Source organism: Chryseobacterium sp. FW101-FHT12H09 (assembly GCF_058790395.1).
In genome coordinates, this window is the sequence record NZ_JBYTCP010000003.1 from 698622 (window position 1) to 714262 (window position 15641).

Consider the following 15641-nt stretch of genomic DNA (forward strand, 5'->3'; position numbering starts at 1 on the left):
ACCTCAACAATCTCTATAAACAGGAGAATAGATTGTTGATACCTTGATTTTACAAAAGGTTAATGACAGATGAATTCTAAAAAAACACTTCTCATATTAGCCGGTGGCTTAGGCAGCCGGTATAAAGGACTTAAACAAATCGATGGAATATTGGATAATGGCTCTCCTATTCTTGAATATTCTATTTACGATGCATTAGCGGCTGGCTTTAATAAGATAGTTATTGTTATCAATCGTTTTATTCCTGAAAGCTATATAGAAAGGCTGGAAAATATTTCTGCTAATAACAATTTTGAATTGCATTGGGTATATCAGGATATCAACCAGTATGTACCTGGTAGCTTTGATCATTCATCCAGAGAGAAACCCTGGGGAACAGGACACGCTGTTCTCTGTGCTAAAGAATATATCCATGAACCTTTCGTTATGATCAACGCAGATGATTTTTACGGAAAGGAAATTTATCAGCTGGCTTCAAATGAGATTGATCATCAAAAGATTTCAAGTTCACAGTTTGAACTTATTGCCTACCCCATTTCTACAACATTAAGTGATAACGGTACAGTAGCCCGTGGGATATGTACAATGGATACTGAAAGTTTCCTGATAAAAGTGGAAGAACAAACTTCTATCCGAAAAGAGAATGAAACCATTATCTACACGGACAACGGGAAAAATATTGAAGTAGATCCGGAGACTTTGGTGTCTATGAATTATTTCGTTTTTCATCCAATCATCTTTGATTTACTGGAAGTTTATTTTAATAATTTTATAAAGTCTGATCCACAGCCCAACCAAGAATTTTATATACCCGCTGCTGTACAGAAAATGAAGGATGAAAAAGGAATCAAAATATTGGTCAAGACTTCACCTTCTCAATGGATAGGGATGACTTATTCCGGTGATAAAAGTATTTTAAAAGATTATCTTGAAACAGAAATTCAAAACCATCAATATCCACAAGATTTATGGAACTTAATCGCATTATCTTAAAATTTATTGACGCTGAAGATTGTACGGTCAGTCCGATTAGTAATGGATTGATCAATACGACCTATCTTGTAGAAAACAATCAGACTCAGGAAAAATACATTCTGCAGAAAATCAACACTGAAGTTTTTAAAGATCCTGAACGGATCATTAATAATCATCTTAAAATAAATAAAATCCTTCAGGAAAATGATTATCAACTTTACATTGCAGAACCTGTTTCCTCCTCTTCAAAAGAGTTCTTAATAACGGATGAAAATGGCCATCAGTGGCGAATGACTGGATTTATAGACAACAGCATTACTTTTCTTACTGTCCCTTCTGCAGAAACAGCCTTTAAAGCAGCCCAGGCTGTGGGTTATTTTCTTAGTATGATCAATAATACCACAACTCTTCCTGTTATTGAGGATCCTTTACCTGATTTCCTCAATTTTGAAAAGAGAATTTTAGATTATAAAATCTCATTAGAAGATGGAACTTCTGCTTTAAAAGAAAGTGCAAAAACTGAAATAGCATTGATGAATCAATTATTGGAGTTACCTCATCAATGGATCAAAATGCAAAATAATGGTCAACTGCCCAAAAGGATCATTCATGCAGATGCGAAGATCAGTAATATTCTTTTTGATCAGAACCATGATCCAATGGCTGTAATTGATTTAGATACTATAATGATTTCTACTATTCTGTATGATTTTGGAACTATGATTCAGTCGTATACCAATACTACTAATGAAGATGACGGAACAGCAAAAGATAATTTTAATCCCAATATTTTTAAGTCTGTGAAGGAGGGCTTTTTATTTCATTTAAAGGATCAACTGACTTATGAAGAGTTTGAAAATCTCGATTATGCAGCCCAGGTTGCCATATATATCCAGGGACTCCGTTTCCTTACGGATTATTTAAACGGGAGTACCTATTACTCCATAAAATATCCTGAGCATAATCTTGACAGAACGAAAAATCAGTTGGAGCTGTTGAAGGGATTAAGAACTTATTTGAAGTTTGATTAATTTACACAATAATCTGACTAATTTGCAAGAAACTAAATTGTTTTAAAATTTTTGTTCTTTTTTGAAAGGTTCTCCATACACTTTTCTCCATTTCATTACGAAAAATACTCGAACTGACGGTAAATCAATATTTTCAGGTACATAAAATTGCAGGTACATAAAAGTTGAATAGACAACGTCACTTCGTGTAGATTTTGAAAAAAACGTATCGAGAAGTTTTTAAATACTAATTACCTTGCGAATGAAAAACTTGATTTCTATATTGCGCATACTTTGAGAAAGATAAAATACAATCAAAATCAGCGTTATCTGCTAGATTCGCGAGAAGCTAATAATCTACTCTAAAAACTCCAGGATCCGTACCCAGTCTTCCAGTTTCTTCTCATATGAAACGGTATGCAGAGGACTTGTTGAAGGAAGTAAGATAATGGGAAGTTTATAATCTTTTCCTAAAGCTTTTTGCAGGTTTTTATACGATTTTCCGCCATTACAAAAAATCGCTTTTACATTAGGATATTCTTCCAGAAGTTCTGCAATCTGATTAGCTTCTTCATTTCTGATTTCGGAGTCAAGACTGCCTTTTCTTTCGCAGGAATCGATAACATCCCAAAGTGCAATGTGATATTTCTTTAGCGTCTCCATTCTTTTTGTATAATCTTCTGTAAAATCCTCACCGAATAGTTCAAAAATGATCTTCCAGAATTTATTTTGCGGGTGGGCATAATACTGTTGCATTTCTAAAGACTTCACACCGGGAATAGAACCTAAAATTAGAATTTCAGATTGAATATCAATAAGCGGAGGAAATGAGGAAATACGGTTTTGCATGGTTCAAATATATAAAATTTGGCTAAAGCCGTTGAATACTTTACAATAAAAAAACGGGCTAAAGCCCGTTTCTATTGATATTTTATTTTTTATAAAGTCTCTTTCAACCAATCAAAGAATTCTCTTTGCCATACCAATCCGTTTTGTGGATGAAGTACCCAGTGGTTTTCGTTAGGGAAATATACTAATTTAGTTTTAAGACCTCTCAATTTTGCAGCCTGGAAAGCTTCCTGTCCTTGTTCATAGGGAACACGGTAATCTATCCCACCCTGGAAGATCATAATTGGTTTATTCCATTTTTCAACAAAGTTACTAGGGTTGAATTCGGTATATGCTTTTGGCATAGGTTTTTCCCATGGAGAACCCAGATCCCAATTAGCGAACCAAAGCTCTTCTGTTGTTAGATACCAAGATTTCATATCAAACAATCCATCATGAGCAATAAATGTTTTGAATCTGTTATCATGAATTCCAGCCAGCATAAATACACTGTATCCGCCATAACTTGCTCCTACAGCTGCAACTCTTTCTCCATCTACATAGGGTAAAGATTTAGCATAATCTGTAGCTGCCAAATAATCTCTCATTGGCTGTCCACCCCAATCTTTAGAAATCTCCTCATTCCATTTCGTTCCCCATCCTGGCATTCCTCTCCTGTTTGGTGCAACCACAATATATCCATTTGCTGTCATTAGGGCAAAGTTCCATCTTACACTGAAAAATTGTGTCAATGCAGATTGAGGTCCTCCCTGGCAATATACTAGTGTTGGGTATTTTTTATTAGGATCGAAGTTTGGTGGATAATGGAACCATACACCCATTTCTTTTCCATCTGTCGTCTTTACCATTTTCAATTCAGATTTTCCCTGAGCTAATTTTGCATAGGCATCTTTATTAGCTTCTGTGATCTGCTTCATTTCTCCGTTTTTAACGTTTACAGAGAATATATCTGTAGCATGGTTTACATCAGTTCTTCCTACTAAAAGTGTATTTTTAGTATCTGCAAAAATTTCATTAACATCAAAATCACCTTTTGTGATCTGTTGCACTTTTGCATTTTTAGGATCTATAGAAAATAACTGTTTCGTTCCTCTGAATGCTGCAGTAAAATAAATCGTTTTGGAATCTCCACCCCAGAAAACATCTCCAGAAACACTTTCATCCCAACCTTTTGTAAGGTTTTCTATTTTCCCGGACTTCCAGTCCATAATCTTCACATCATTTTTATCGGCTTCATATCCATCTCTTTCCATACTTTGCCAAACCAATGATTTCCCGTCAGGACTGAATTTTGGATTAACATCATAACCTTTATTTGTCTCTGTTAGGTTCTTTGTAGAACCAGAAGCTACATCATAGGCAAAGATATCTGTATTGGTACTTGTTGAATATTCTTTTCCACTTTTTGGCTTAGTAACATACAATAGCTGTAAGGAATCAGGGCTCCAGATAAAATCTTCAGTCCCCCCGAAAGGTCTCTGCGGAGAATCCCAGGTCTTTCCTTCCAATAAGTCTTTTGATGATTCCACTTTATCTGAAGTATTGACTACAAAAACATGGTTATATTTCCCTTCATTGTAGTAGTCCCAGTGTCTGTGGTTCAAATCTGTATAAACCTGTGCCGTGGTTTTTGGGGTATCACTATATTTATCTTTCCCCATTACTTTCTCAACCAAAACCTGTTTGCTGAAAGCTATTCTCTTTCCATCTGGAGAAATTACAATATTATCAGCTTCTCCGATCGTATAAAATTCTGTCCAGGTTTTCCCATTGTCTTTAGAAAGAAAGATTTTATCTCCTTCCTGTGCGTAGATCCCATTCTTATCCCACTGAATAAGTGATTTTTTACCAAGGTCTATTTTTGAAGACTGATTATTAAGAACATTAAGAAAATAGTTCTCATTTTTCGTTTTTTCTGTTTTTAGATCTACCTGTCCTACTTTGTAAATAAGAGAAGACTGATCCGGTGAAACGGCCTGTACTCCCACTTTTTTCAAAGTCCAAAGAATTTCAGGTGTCATTAACTGTTGTGCATTCATTAAAAGTGGGGCTGCTAAAGCCAGCAGACTGTACTTAAGTTTCATAAATTCCTGTTTAAATCAAAGATTGCCAAAGGTATGTAAATGTGTTTAAAATTCAAATTAAAGAAGTAGTTATAATTTGTATTTAATTAATTTTACGTTTAACTATTAAAAACTAATTATCATGAAAAAAATTTTACTTATTACGTTATTCTTTTCATCTTTTTTTCTTTTCTCACAAATAAATATGATTCCTGGAGGTACCCATTATAACGACACCTATCAGGTAACAGTTTATGGAAATGGAACAATTTACTACACTACAGATGGTACTACTCCTACATTGAGCTCCAATTCCGGGGTTAATAGTTTGTCGATTACAATCGATCAGAATAAAGAAATTAAAGCATTTTTAGTGAACGGACAAGGAAGTACTTCAGCTATATTCACCAGAAAATATTACACTGGAGTGATCCCGACAGCAAATATTTATTTTAAAGTTCCTTCAAGTTGGACAAACGGAAGTTGCGCAATGATCGATATGGTAAATCCTAATTCAGTTAACGGTTTTGTTATTGATAATATCTGGCCTGGATTTCCAATGATCAACACAGGATGCGAAGGCTGGTATAAGCTCATAAGAAATTTCGAAAATGCCAATGTAAGTTTCAATAATTGCACTCCATTTTCAAATATCCCTACCAGTATCAGCACCAATGTAATTCCAGTGGGAAGTACGATATATTACGATTTTACCAATGGTGAAATTAGCAATCCTCCTTCGTGTCTCTTTTTAAATACCGATGAAACCAAAGAAAAGAATATTACGCTGGTAAAAGTTTACCCAAATCCGGTTTTTGATGTTTTAAAAATCAACAGCATTAAAGATTTTAAAGACTATGAAATTATAGATACCAGTGGAAAAGTGATATCTAAACATCAGATTTCTACCAACGAAATCTCTATCAGTCATTTAACCTCAGGAAATTATTTTATAAAATTAAAAGATCAGCAAGGAAATGTCATTTTCTTAAAATTCATCAAAAAATAAAATAAAAATCCGTCAGTTAAAAACTAACGGATTTTATTCTGATATGGCTATATTCTATGGCTTAATCACCATCTGAGAACATAGAGTTTGCCAGAGAGGTAATAAGAGAAAGGGCAATACTGAAAATAAGTGCCCACCAGAAACCGTCTACTACCATACTGTCTATGAAATAATCAGCAAGCAGGATGATTAATGCATTAATTACCAAAGCAAACAATCCTAACGTAATGATTGTTAATGGAAGTCCCAAAAGACTTAAAACTGGTTTTACGATCAGGTTTAAAAGACCTAAAACAATGGCGAAAATAATCGCAGTTGAAAAACCTTCAAAATGTACTCCCGGTAAAATTTTTGTTAAAAGGAACGCAACGATTGCAGTTACCAGTAATCGGATAATTAAGTTCATATGATTATTTTTAATAGTTCCTAAATACTTATCAAAACTCATTCCATATAGTTCTCTCAGGACTATTGATAAAAGCTTTTGTAATTAAAATTAAAAAATATATGCTCTAATATTTCTGTTTTCAATGATATAGGGAAAACATCTATTTTTTAAAAATGGGTATTTCCCCTTTTATTTTATAGGATTGAAATCTGGAACTTTACTTCAATGAAATACTAAAAACACTGAACCAACAAAAATTATTAACCCAATCATTTAAAATTTCACATCATGGAAGCTCCAGAACCAACCAATCTTGCCAAAGGCACACGAGTGAGTGCAGGCGAAGCCAGTCTTTGGCATATTCACGAAGAACATATAAAATATGGCTCTATTCAGGAAACAAGAGTTAATTTACGTGGCAGGACTCTTATAAAAATAATGGAAAAGCTAGCTGAAAACGCTGGAATTAATGGTCCTTATATTCGGTCTCAAAGACAGATTGAAACTTATCAGGAATGTATCGATTATATTAATGAACATTATGATTAATCAATTTTTAAAATGATGAAATTGCCTAAGGAATACTTAGGCAATTTGTTTAAATCAACACCTACACGCTTATATTAGCAAAAGTTTATTTTCCAGAAAGTATAAAGGCTCTATAGATCAGTTCAGTATTCATTACAATCGTTTGTTCCGGGGATGATTAGGAGTGTTATAATTTAGCACACAAAATAAATATTCCTTTTTCATATCTACAGAGTATGCGGTTTACAAAAAAGAAAACCTCGAGGACGAATGGGATATGGGGCATGTTTAATCCTGTTGGAAATAATGCTTACCTGTGGTTCTCTGTTCAGGCTTATTCTTTCTAGGATTCCAGATTATTTAAGTCTCATCATAGTAACCAATGAAGTGGCTACATGACTTTCAGAATTCTCACTCTCATCAATTGCATAGATTTCTGTTCTTATAACACTTATCTTACCTCCACCTTTTACTACATAAGATTTTGAAACCAATGCATCACCCATCGCCGGTCGTAAATAATTAACTTTAAGCTCTATTGTTACCACGTAGCAATCTTCTTTATAATTACTCACTGCAGCATAGCCAGAAGAGACATCTACTAAAGAAGCAATCATTGCTCCATTGAACATTCCCGCTTTCCTGGTCATCATTTCCATCTTCGGAATTTTAATGGACACAAAATCAGTTTCCACTTCAAGAAGTTCTGCTTTATAGAATTTTAATGTTTCGGAACGGTTGAAACTATCTGTTATAAGTTGCCTTTTTTCTGGTGTCATGGATTGAAATATGATTCTGACAAAGGTAAGGAAAGGATTGAACTTTTAATTGTATTTTCAACCACAAAAGGCATAAAAGCTTATAAACACCTAAGTTATTTTAAATTTAATATGCTGTATAAGAAATACACTCAAGTTGTAAAAATCAAAGATTTTTTGTTAATGTCCAATCCATTTTTATCAAAGATAAAAATCCTTGCGCCCTAAAAAACATACGCACAATAAAAAAATTGTGTCCTGGCGTTTAACGAAAAATTTTATTTTGAGGTTTCTTCACCTTTGGTTCGCAATGACTAGGCATCGTAGTAGTGTGTTAATTTAATTGTACCGTGAAGTCATCAGATAATGAAAGAACGCCTTCTGTTATGATATTAGGATGACTGCTGAAACCTTTTAATTTTGAAGTTTTTCCTTTTAAAATAAGATCGAGAAGTTGTTTTTCAGACAGTTTTTTTCCAAAAATTTCAAATGGTATTTTAAACCCACAGTTCTTAAAATTAGAACATCCCACAGCTGTATTTCCTTTAAACAGATTATGTTCTTTACATTTCGGGCATTTTGTTTCCTCCCAGGATTGAAGTTCTTTTTTTACAGCAGGCTCTCTTTTCTTTTTTTCCACGACTACCTCTTCTTCCTGTAAGGTGATCACCTTTCCTTTTCCGTCGACCACTTTTTTTGTCAATTCGGAAACCATCTGAATCAACTCTTCTTTAAACTGATTGGCTTCATATTCCCCGCTTTCAATTTTACGAAGTTTTAATTCCCATTCTCCCGTTAACTCCGGGCTTTTAAGAAGCTCATCCTCGATAGTATCAATCAATTGAATTCCCGTTTGGGTAGCATACAGATTTTTTCTTTTCTTTTCAATATATTTTCTTTTGAAAAGAGTTTCTATAATATTCGCTCGTGTTGAAGGTCTTCCGATACCATTATTTTTCAACAATTCGCGAAGTTCTTCATCTTCGACTTGTTTTCCGGCAGTTTCCATAGCTCTTAGAAGCGTTGCTTCCGTATAAGGTTTTGGCGGCGAAGTCTTTCCCTGATGGATCATAGGATCGTGGGGGCCTGTTTCTCCAACAGTGAATTCAGGAATGGTCTGCTCTTCCTCTTTATCTTTTTCTTTATCAGTAGGTTCTTCTTTTGCATCTTTAGCATACACGGCTCTCCAGCCAGGTTCAAGAATCTGCCTTCCACTTGTTTTAAAAGGAATTGTTCCCACTTTTCCCTCTACCAAAGTGTTTGAAATTTTACATTCAGGATAAAAAACAGAAATAAAGCGTTTAGCAATAAGATCATAAACTAATTTTTCCTCTCTGCTTAAATTTTGTGAAGGTGGAACTTCAGTTGGAATGATCGCATGGTGATCGGTCACTTTTGCATCATCAAAAACTGCTTTAGATTTTGGAATCGGCTGCTCTAATAATGGAGAAATAAGCTCCTGATAAAAATACATTTTCTTAAGAATACCTTCTATTTTCGGATAAAGGCTTTCCGATAAGTAGGTAGTATCCACACGAGGATACGTCACATGTTTTTTCTCGTAAAGACTTTGAATATATTTTAGGGTGCTATCTGCAGAATACCCATATTTTTTATTGGCTTCCACTTGAAGTCCTGTCAAATCGAAAAGTCGTGGATTCTTCTCTTTTCCTTCTTTAATCTCAAAAGAAACGATCTCAAAAGGATTAACTTTAAGATACTCCAGACCTTTTTCAGCACGGTCTAACGTTTTTAATCTATCGATCGCCGCATTGAAAATAACATCACGGTATTTGGTTTTTAGTTCCCAGTATTCTTCGGTGTTAAAACTGTCGATTTCTTTCTGACGCTGAACCAACATTGCCAAAGTTGGTGTCTGCACTCTTCCTATGGAAAGAACAACTTTATTGTTGCCAAATTTCTTGGTAAAAAGTCGGGTTGCATTGATTCCCAATAACCAATCCCCTATTGCTCTTGCATTTCCTGCTAAATAAAGATTCTTATAGTCATCAGCAGGTTTTAATTTTTCAAAACCTTCTTTAATAGCTTCTTCGGTAAGCGACGAAATCCATAAACGTTGAATGGGCTTATTGCATTTAGCCTTCTGTAATACCCAACGCTGGATTAATTCTCCTTCCTGCCCGGCATCACCGCAGTTAATCACCTCATCACATTCTTCAACCAGCCTTTCTATTACTTTAAACTGATTTTCAACCCCTCTATTGGGGATTAGTTTTATCCCAAATTGACTAGGGATAATGGGTAATAAAAACAGATTCCAGGATTTGAATTGTGGTCCATAATCGTGGGGCTCCTTAAGGGTACAAAGATGTCCGAATGTCCATGTTACACAATAGCCGTTTCCTTCCATATAGCCTTGTTTAGGTGTGGTAGCACCTAATACTTTGGCAATATCTCTGGCAACACTGGGTTTCTCGGCAATACAAAGCTTCATGAATATTCGGGATTATTGAAAGGGCTGCAAAATTCGGGATTTTTTTTGGATTTTCCGGAAAAAGTTATGAGCGGAGTTTATTGAAAAGAAAGTAAGCCTTGACAAATAAAGATTCATAATCATTTTATCATAAGGATAATGTACCTGATCAATTTGTATCTAAATATTGTCAATTAAATTTTGTAGTTTTGGTTAAGAAGTTTTTTATGGATCTTTTACAAGATAAAAATGACAGCTTCACTCACAGTGAGATTGGTAAACAGGCATTTTGGTATGACTTCATTGTCTCCTTAAAATATCGCTGGCATAGGCGCATAGCTTTGCTTCTTCTTTTTGGACTTCTATTCCTTACTTCAAAAGAGAAAGAATATATTGGATCCTTGGATATCTATTTAAATATAGCCTTTGTTCTTTATCTTTTAATTTTAATTTACCTGAATGTCTATGTTCTGATCCCAAAACTATTAACCAAAAGTAAAATATTCCTATACATTCTCAGTCTCATTGCACTGGCTGTTTTTACTTTCACTTTAGTGATGATTTTTGATCAGGTATTTTATGAATATAGGATTACAAAGAATGGGAAAACAACCTTCTCTTTTGTGAGTCTTCTTCATTTTACTCTTTCTTTTAATATTATACTTGCCTCTACTACAGCCATAAAACTCTTTCAAAATTGGCTGAGGACCCGGGAGAATTTTTATAAAATGCGGGAAATTAATTTTCAAAATGAACTGGCTCTTCTAAAGAATCAGATTTCTCCCCACTTCTTATTTAATACCCTAAATAACGCCAATATCTTAATTGAAGATGATCCAAAGCTGGCCTCATCATTAATTTTAAATCTTTCTGAGTTACTTCGGTATCAGATTTATGACTGTTCCGAAGAATCTATTATTCTAAGTTCGGATATCCACTTTTTTGAAAACTTCCTTTTTATAGAATCTTCGCGAAGAGATGACTTTGAGTATGAAATTTTGGTAACCGGAGAAAAACATGATATTTTAATTCCCCCATTACTTTTTATTCCCTTTATAGAAAATGCTGTAAAACACAACAACAGTTATCAAAAGGCATTTATAAAAGTTCATTTTCATTTAGAAAACAATATTTTGCATTTTACCTGTGTGAACTCTAAAAGATCTGATGAATCAACTGTATATAAAGGAGGAATAGGACTTACTAATATCAAAAAAAGACTTGATCTACTTTATCCTGGTAAGCATCAACTTATTATTGACAATAAACCTTCATCATTTTTTGTAGATTTAATTTTAGAACTATGAACTGTATAATTATCGACGATGAACCTATTGCAAGGCAGGGAATGTCAAAATTCATTAATAAAGTCCCTGAGCTCATCCTTAAAGGTATCTTTAAAAATACTGATGAAGCTAAATCATTTTTGGATGCTCACGATGTTAATCTCATTTTCTTAGATATACAAATGCCCGGTATTAATGGAGTCGAATTTGCCAAAACACTTTCTAAAAACACTCTGGTGATCTTTACCACAGCACATATTAAGTATGCTTTAGATAGTTATGAAGTAGATGCTATTGATTATCTGGTAAAGCCAATCCGTGAAGAACGTTTTTTTAAAGCTGTAAATAAAGCTTTGGAGTATAATTATTTTTTATCAGACTCTTATGAAAAGGGGCAATACAAAGCTTCCGGAGAAAATAGTATCCTGATACGGGCAGACCGACGGGATTACAAAATTCTTTTTGGTGATATTCTTTATATCGAAGGGATGAAAGACTATGTAATTATAAATCTTGGTTCAGGAAAACTGATCACCGCGATGAATCTTAAGACAGCACTTTCTAAAATTCCAGAAAATTTATTTGTGCGGATCAGTAAATCCTATATCGTTAATGTTTCACATATTACAGCAGTAGCCAACCATGCTGTATTTATTAACGATATAGAATTACCTCTTGGAATAAGCTATAGAAAATATTTTATGGAATTTTATAAGGGAAAATCCTGATTTTTACAGCTCAATTCATAAGTGATCAGAATATGATATATTCTTTTTGTTTTTCCCGATATTCTTTTTGATATTGTTTCACCGTTTTTCCTGTACCATCGTGTCTCCATCCCGGTGGATAAAAGAGATATTTTACCCGATTCTTAAAAGAAATTCCAGGCTGAGTAATATCTTTTCCTATTCTTCTCCATTCATAAAAAAGGACGGTTCGGGGATCTTTAGATTTTATTTTCGGATATATTCCATACTTAACAGGTACTTCAGGATCTTCTTTTTCAAATGTTCCAAAAATCTTATCCCAGATGATCAACCCCATTCCCATATTACGATCCAGATATTTGATATTACACGCATGGTGAACGCGATGATGAGAAGGTGTAACCAAAATATATTCTAAAAACCCCATACTCTTAATCGTCTGGGTATGAATAAACGTACCATAGATCTGGATTAAAGAATAAGCCAGCATCACATGCCATGGATTGAATCCTAAAAATGCTAAGGGAGAAAAAAACATATACCTGTACAAAGGCTGAAATACCGGACTTCTAAAACCTGTAGTAATATTAAAATAATCCGAGTTATGATGTGTTATATGTACCGCCCAAAAGACACGGGAATGATGGTCTACATAATGATGGACATAATACGCAAAATCCTGGGCAAGAAACACTGCAATCCAGTACCATATTCCAAATTCCCAATCGAAAATCCGATGCTCATAAAAGAATAGCATAACAAACATTGAAAAGCCTTTCATTATGATATCTAACCCATAGTTTAACAGAGCAAAAAAGACATTAGTAGCGACGTCTTTGGTTTCGTAAAGCTTTTCTTTATTGAAATGGCTATAACCCATTTCAATAAAAATAACTACAATAAAGACAGGAACGGTCCATTGCCAAATAACTTCCTGTCCATGGTCTCCAAAAGTTTTATTAAAATCAAACATTTTTTTCTGCGAAGCTATAGAGTATGAACATTGGAAGTTTTTTTTTTAGATGAAAGTCACTTTTTTTTATACATCTAATATACTTACAATCACCTTAATAATTGATACAAAAAAAAATAAAAATGTACTATTTTTATTTTTTTTTGCAGGTCATTCTCCTTTTTAATCTTTCAACCATACATCATTATATTCCTCAGGATGACGTTTGAACTGAGCAAAAACATAAGGACATAAAGGAACTATTTTAAGATCATTTTCTCGTGCATAAGAAACAAGTCTTTCCAGTAGTATTTTCGCAAAACCTTTTCCTTCGTGCTCAGGATTTACTTCTGTATGATAAACAGTTAATTTTTGTCCAATCACCGAAATATCCATTTTCCCCACTTTTTGATCATCAGAAAATAACTGAACTTCTCCTCTATTGTGCGTATTGATAACAACTTCTGTTCTTTCCATTTTTATTTTTTTTAAACTAATTTTTAATAAAATAAAGATATCATGTTTAACAACAACAATAAATATCCTATGATAATTTCTACCTCCTGCTTTTTACCAGTTTTTCAAAGCCTTATCAATCTTATACAATAACAAATCCCTTTTAAACTTAAAGTTTAAAAGGGATTATCTTTTGAATTTCTAATACATTATATTAGAATCAAGATTACAATTGTGGAGTATTGATTACGATAAGTTCCAAATCTCCTTCTTTTAAAAGTGTTCCGTTACCTACTCGCATTGAGTCTACTTTGAAACTTGAATAATAGATATTTGGTAATTTAAACCAAAGATAAATATGAGAATCTGTACCAACATATTGACCAGCTATAATAGCTGTGCTTGCAGCCACATAAGTCTTATTGTTCATCAATGCTCCGGAGGGCTGGTAACAATATCCTACCCAGGTTACATCAATAATGTCACCATTCTGATAATTATACCCGGATGCCCGGATGTGAAACATCTTACTATCCGTATTTGTTCTATAAGGCATTTTCACATGGAAAATCTTATCGGTATTGTACTCGGTAGTAAAAAACTTAAGAATTCCTTCTCTTGTACTTCCTACATCTTCTGATCTTACAAATTCAGGATTATCGAGATGTACATAGCTGTCAAGAAGATCTCCAAACTGCTCTTCTGTAGGCCTTCTACCTGCCTGAAAATATTCTTTTAATCGTGTAATTATTTTTTTTGCCATGATGACTAATTGATTAGAGTTTTTAATTGTTCTATTTCTTTATTTTGAGAAATCATGTAAAGCGTAAGTTCTTCAATTTTTTGAAGTAGCTTCATCTGAAAGTCCCCAATTTTAACACCATCTTTGATCATTGTTTCACCGGATGGAATTTCCGGCAGATGTTTATTTTCTTTAATATAAGATTCCAATTCTTGTAAATCAGGCATGTGGTAATCAGTTCTGATTGGAGAATAATTATCATAATACTTCTGAAAAACATAATCTGCTGGAACATTCATATCAACAATAACATCTTCAGCATGAATTTTTCCTTTTACAGTAAGTTTCTGATCAGGATTCATTGTTCCTATTCCTACATTTCCAGCATCTCTATTTAGGATGACATTATTTCCAAGTGGATTAATATGAAGTGGGGTTGATGCATGACTCTGTATCCAAGTATATTGTCCACTACATCCGAATCTCAAATTTACCTGAGATACATCTCCTAGTATTAAAGTTCCTTCCTGATCCGGATCACTCAATTCTGAAACAACATTCATTTTTCCATAAGGATTCATTGTTCCTATTCCTATATTCCCCTTAGGATGTACACATAGTCTTACAGCAGCATTGGTAACAAAATTAATTGCTCCAAAAGTATCACTCAACCCATTATTTACAATATTAAAATCACTATAGGTACCATATCTGAACCCTGAACCGGTATATCCAGAATTGACTTCCAAATCAGCACTTGAATGATATTTGATGGTTAACTTATTACTTCCACCTGCAGCTTCATTTCTATCAAATAAACCTGAAATGTAATTATTGTCGCCCTGCCCAACTGGAGCTTTCACATGGAGCTTTGTTTCAGGCAATGATGTTCCTATTCCCAAATTATCATTATAATGGATATAATGTGTTCTCTGCCCTATAAGAGTATTAGTGTAGATATTAGAAAGTTTCACCTCACTAAAATCCTGCGTATCGAAAGGGCAATGATAAGTAATTCTGATATCATATATATTCCCTGAATGATGAGTGTGATAAATAGTTATTTTATATTGATTAATATTAGCATCCCAGACTATATCTCCAATATAAATATGATTAATAATAGGACCTCCCGCCTCCACTATTCTTGAGGTAGGCGTATACCACACTGCATTATCCGGATTAGATCCCACCTGAAACAGTTTTTTGATATTTCCGACCGTATTCGTGTACATCCATGTTCCCACAATTTCTATTTCAAGAGACCCTGACATTCCTCTGTTTCCCAAAAGAATATCCACAGCCTGATCAAATACATCGTTAGGAAAGTCAACATCTAGTCTTTTTTTTATGTAATTCTTAGGAAACAGTTGTGAATCTTCCAAATTGGCAAAGCTATCCATTACGTCACCAAATTGTGCTTCTGTAGGTCTCTTCCCTGATTTAAAATATTCTTTTAATTCTGTTATTGTCTTTTTTGCCAT

Annotated in this window: 15 protein-coding genes; 6 read left to right on the top strand and 9 right to left on the bottom strand. The window is 33.9% G+C overall.

Annotated features, from left to right (window positions below; all coding sequences use genetic code 11):
• Nucleotides 1-69 precede the first annotated feature (69 nt).
• Both AC3WRL_RS13925 and AC3WRL_RS13930 read left to right on the top strand, forming a co-directional pair.
• Complete coding sequence (locus AC3WRL_RS13925; protein WP_492330549.1) at nt 70-993, top strand: nucleotidyltransferase family protein; 924 nt, start codon at nt 70-72, stop codon at nt 991-993.
• Nucleotides 969-2006: a phosphotransferase enzyme family protein gene (locus AC3WRL_RS13930; protein WP_492330550.1), complete on the top strand. Its 1038-nt coding sequence runs from the start codon at nt 969-971 to the stop codon at nt 2004-2006. The genes AC3WRL_RS13925 and AC3WRL_RS13930 overlap by 25 nt, the downstream gene beginning before the upstream one ends.
• A gap of 336 nt (nt 2007-2342) precedes the next feature.
• On the opposite strand, the gene AC3WRL_RS13935 is transcribed toward AC3WRL_RS13930, so the two are convergent.
• The gene (locus AC3WRL_RS13935) at nt 2343-2834 is read right to left on the bottom strand and encodes a DNA-deoxyinosine glycosylase (protein WP_492330551.1); all 492 of its coding nucleotides are present in this window, start codon (nt 2832-2834) and stop codon (nt 2343-2345) included.
• An 89-nt stretch (nt 2835-2923) separates the two neighbouring features.
• A complete protein-coding gene (locus tag AC3WRL_RS13940) occupies nt 2924-4918 on the bottom strand; it encodes a S9 family peptidase (RefSeq protein WP_492330552.1) in 1995 nt (664 codons plus the stop codon).
• Between the two features lie 121 nt (nt 4919-5039).
• Between AC3WRL_RS13940 and AC3WRL_RS13945 the strand changes: the two genes are divergently transcribed.
• Nucleotides 5040-5906 carry a T9SS type A sorting domain-containing protein gene (locus AC3WRL_RS13945; RefSeq protein WP_214831647.1) on the top strand — a complete coding sequence of 289 codons (867 nt, stop codon included), beginning with the start codon at nt 5040-5042 and terminating at the stop codon, nt 5904-5906.
• Nucleotides 5907-5967: 61 nt separating this feature from the next.
• Here AC3WRL_RS13945 and AC3WRL_RS13950 read toward each other — a convergent pair whose 3' ends face one another.
• The gene (locus tag AC3WRL_RS13950) at nt 5968-6312 is read right to left on the bottom strand and encodes a phage holin family protein (protein ID WP_214831648.1); all 345 of its coding nucleotides are present in this window, start codon (nt 6310-6312) and stop codon (nt 5968-5970) included.
• Nucleotides 6313-6582: 270 nt separating this feature from the next.
• Here AC3WRL_RS13950 and AC3WRL_RS13955 point away from each other — a divergent pair, with 270 nt between their 5' ends.
• Entirely contained in the window at nt 6583-6843 is a 261-nt protein-coding gene (locus AC3WRL_RS13955; protein ID WP_214831649.1) for a hypothetical protein, read from the top strand.
• Nucleotides 6844-7178: 335 nt separating this feature from the next.
• Here AC3WRL_RS13955 and AC3WRL_RS13960 read toward each other — a convergent pair whose 3' ends face one another.
• Together AC3WRL_RS13960 and AC3WRL_RS13965 are read right to left on the bottom strand one after the other, a co-directional pair.
• Nucleotides 7179-7601 carry a PaaI family thioesterase gene (locus AC3WRL_RS13960; protein ID WP_214831650.1) on the bottom strand — a complete coding sequence of 141 codons (423 nt, stop codon included), beginning with the start codon at nt 7599-7601 and terminating at the stop codon, nt 7179-7181.
• Between the two features lie 313 nt (nt 7602-7914).
• A complete protein-coding gene (locus tag AC3WRL_RS13965) occupies nt 7915-10035 on the bottom strand; it encodes a type IA DNA topoisomerase (protein ID WP_492330553.1) in 2121 nt (706 codons plus the stop codon).
• A gap of 206 nt (nt 10036-10241) precedes the next feature.
• Here AC3WRL_RS13965 and AC3WRL_RS13970 point away from each other — a divergent pair, with 206 nt between their 5' ends.
• Entirely contained in the window at nt 10242-11321 is a 1080-nt protein-coding gene (locus AC3WRL_RS13970) for a sensor histidine kinase (protein ID WP_214831652.1), read from the top strand.
• On the top strand, nt 11318-12028 hold the full coding sequence (locus tag AC3WRL_RS13975) for a LytR/AlgR family response regulator transcription factor (RefSeq protein WP_261512698.1): 711 nt from the start codon (nt 11318-11320) through the stop codon (nt 12026-12028). Before AC3WRL_RS13970 ends, AC3WRL_RS13975 begins: the two co-directional genes overlap by 4 nt.
• 25 nt (nt 12029-12053) lie before the next feature.
• Here the strand turns inward: AC3WRL_RS13975 and AC3WRL_RS13980 are convergent, their stop codons facing one another.
• From AC3WRL_RS13980 to AC3WRL_RS13995, 4 genes are all read right to left on the bottom strand, one after another.
• Nucleotides 12054-12980, bottom strand: coding sequence for a sterol desaturase family protein (locus tag AC3WRL_RS13980; protein WP_214831654.1), 927 nt, complete (start codon nt 12978-12980; stop codon nt 12054-12056).
• Between the two features lie 162 nt (nt 12981-13142).
• Entirely contained in the window at nt 13143-13436 is a 294-nt protein-coding gene (locus tag AC3WRL_RS13985) for a GNAT family N-acetyltransferase (protein ID WP_261512699.1), read from the bottom strand.
• A gap of 205 nt (nt 13437-13641) precedes the next feature.
• Entirely contained in the window at nt 13642-14178 is a 537-nt protein-coding gene (locus AC3WRL_RS13990) for a hypothetical protein (protein ID WP_214831656.1), read from the bottom strand.
• Nucleotides 14179-14183: 5 nt separating this feature from the next.
• Nucleotides 14184-15641: a hypothetical protein gene (locus AC3WRL_RS13995; protein ID WP_261512700.1), complete on the bottom strand. Its 1458-nt coding sequence runs from the start codon at nt 15639-15641 to the stop codon at nt 14184-14186.

What these genes read in the sequence shown, in the direction of transcription:
- AC3WRL_RS13925 (WP_492330549.1), top strand. Translation starts at nt 70, where the DNA reads ATGAATTCTAAAAAAACACTTCTCATATTAGCCGGTGGCTTAGGCAGC.
- AC3WRL_RS13930 (WP_492330550.1), top strand. Translation starts at nt 969, where the DNA reads ATGGAACTTAATCGCATTATCTTAAAATTTATTGACGCTGAAGATTGT.
- AC3WRL_RS13935 (WP_492330551.1), bottom strand. Translation starts at nt 2,834, where the DNA reads ATGCAAAACCGTATTTCCTCATTTCCTCCGCTTATTGATATTCAATCT.
- AC3WRL_RS13940 (WP_492330552.1), bottom strand. Translation starts at nt 4,918, where the DNA reads ATGAAACTTAAGTACAGTCTGCTGGCTTTAGCAGCCCCACTTTTAATG.
- AC3WRL_RS13945 (WP_214831647.1), top strand. Translation starts at nt 5,040, where the DNA reads ATGAAAAAAATTTTACTTATTACGTTATTCTTTTCATCTTTTTTTCTT.
- AC3WRL_RS13950 (WP_214831648.1), bottom strand. Translation starts at nt 6,312, where the DNA reads ATGAACTTAATTATCCGATTACTGGTAACTGCAATCGTTGCGTTCCTT.
- AC3WRL_RS13955 (WP_214831649.1), top strand. Translation starts at nt 6,583, where the DNA reads ATGGAAGCTCCAGAACCAACCAATCTTGCCAAAGGCACACGAGTGAGT.
- AC3WRL_RS13960 (WP_214831650.1), bottom strand. Translation starts at nt 7,601, where the DNA reads ATGACACCAGAAAAAAGGCAACTTATAACAGATAGTTTCAACCGTTCC.
- AC3WRL_RS13965 (WP_492330553.1), bottom strand. Translation starts at nt 10,035, where the DNA reads ATGAAGCTTTGTATTGCCGAGAAACCCAGTGTTGCCAGAGATATTGCC.
- AC3WRL_RS13970 (WP_214831652.1), top strand. Translation starts at nt 10,242, where the DNA reads ATGGATCTTTTACAAGATAAAAATGACAGCTTCACTCACAGTGAGATT.
- AC3WRL_RS13975 (WP_261512698.1), top strand. Translation starts at nt 11,318, where the DNA reads ATGAACTGTATAATTATCGACGATGAACCTATTGCAAGGCAGGGAATG.
- AC3WRL_RS13980 (WP_214831654.1), bottom strand. Translation starts at nt 12,980, where the DNA reads ATGTTTGATTTTAATAAAACTTTTGGAGACCATGGACAGGAAGTTATT.
- AC3WRL_RS13985 (WP_261512699.1), bottom strand. Translation starts at nt 13,436, where the DNA reads ATGGAAAGAACAGAAGTTGTTATCAATACGCACAATAGAGGAGAAGTT.
- AC3WRL_RS13990 (WP_214831656.1), bottom strand. Translation starts at nt 14,178, where the DNA reads ATGGCAAAAAAAATAATTACACGATTAAAAGAATATTTTCAGGCAGGT.
- AC3WRL_RS13995 (WP_261512700.1), bottom strand. Translation starts at nt 15,641, where the DNA reads ATGGCAAAAAAGACAATAACAGAATTAAAAGAATATTTTAAATCAGGG.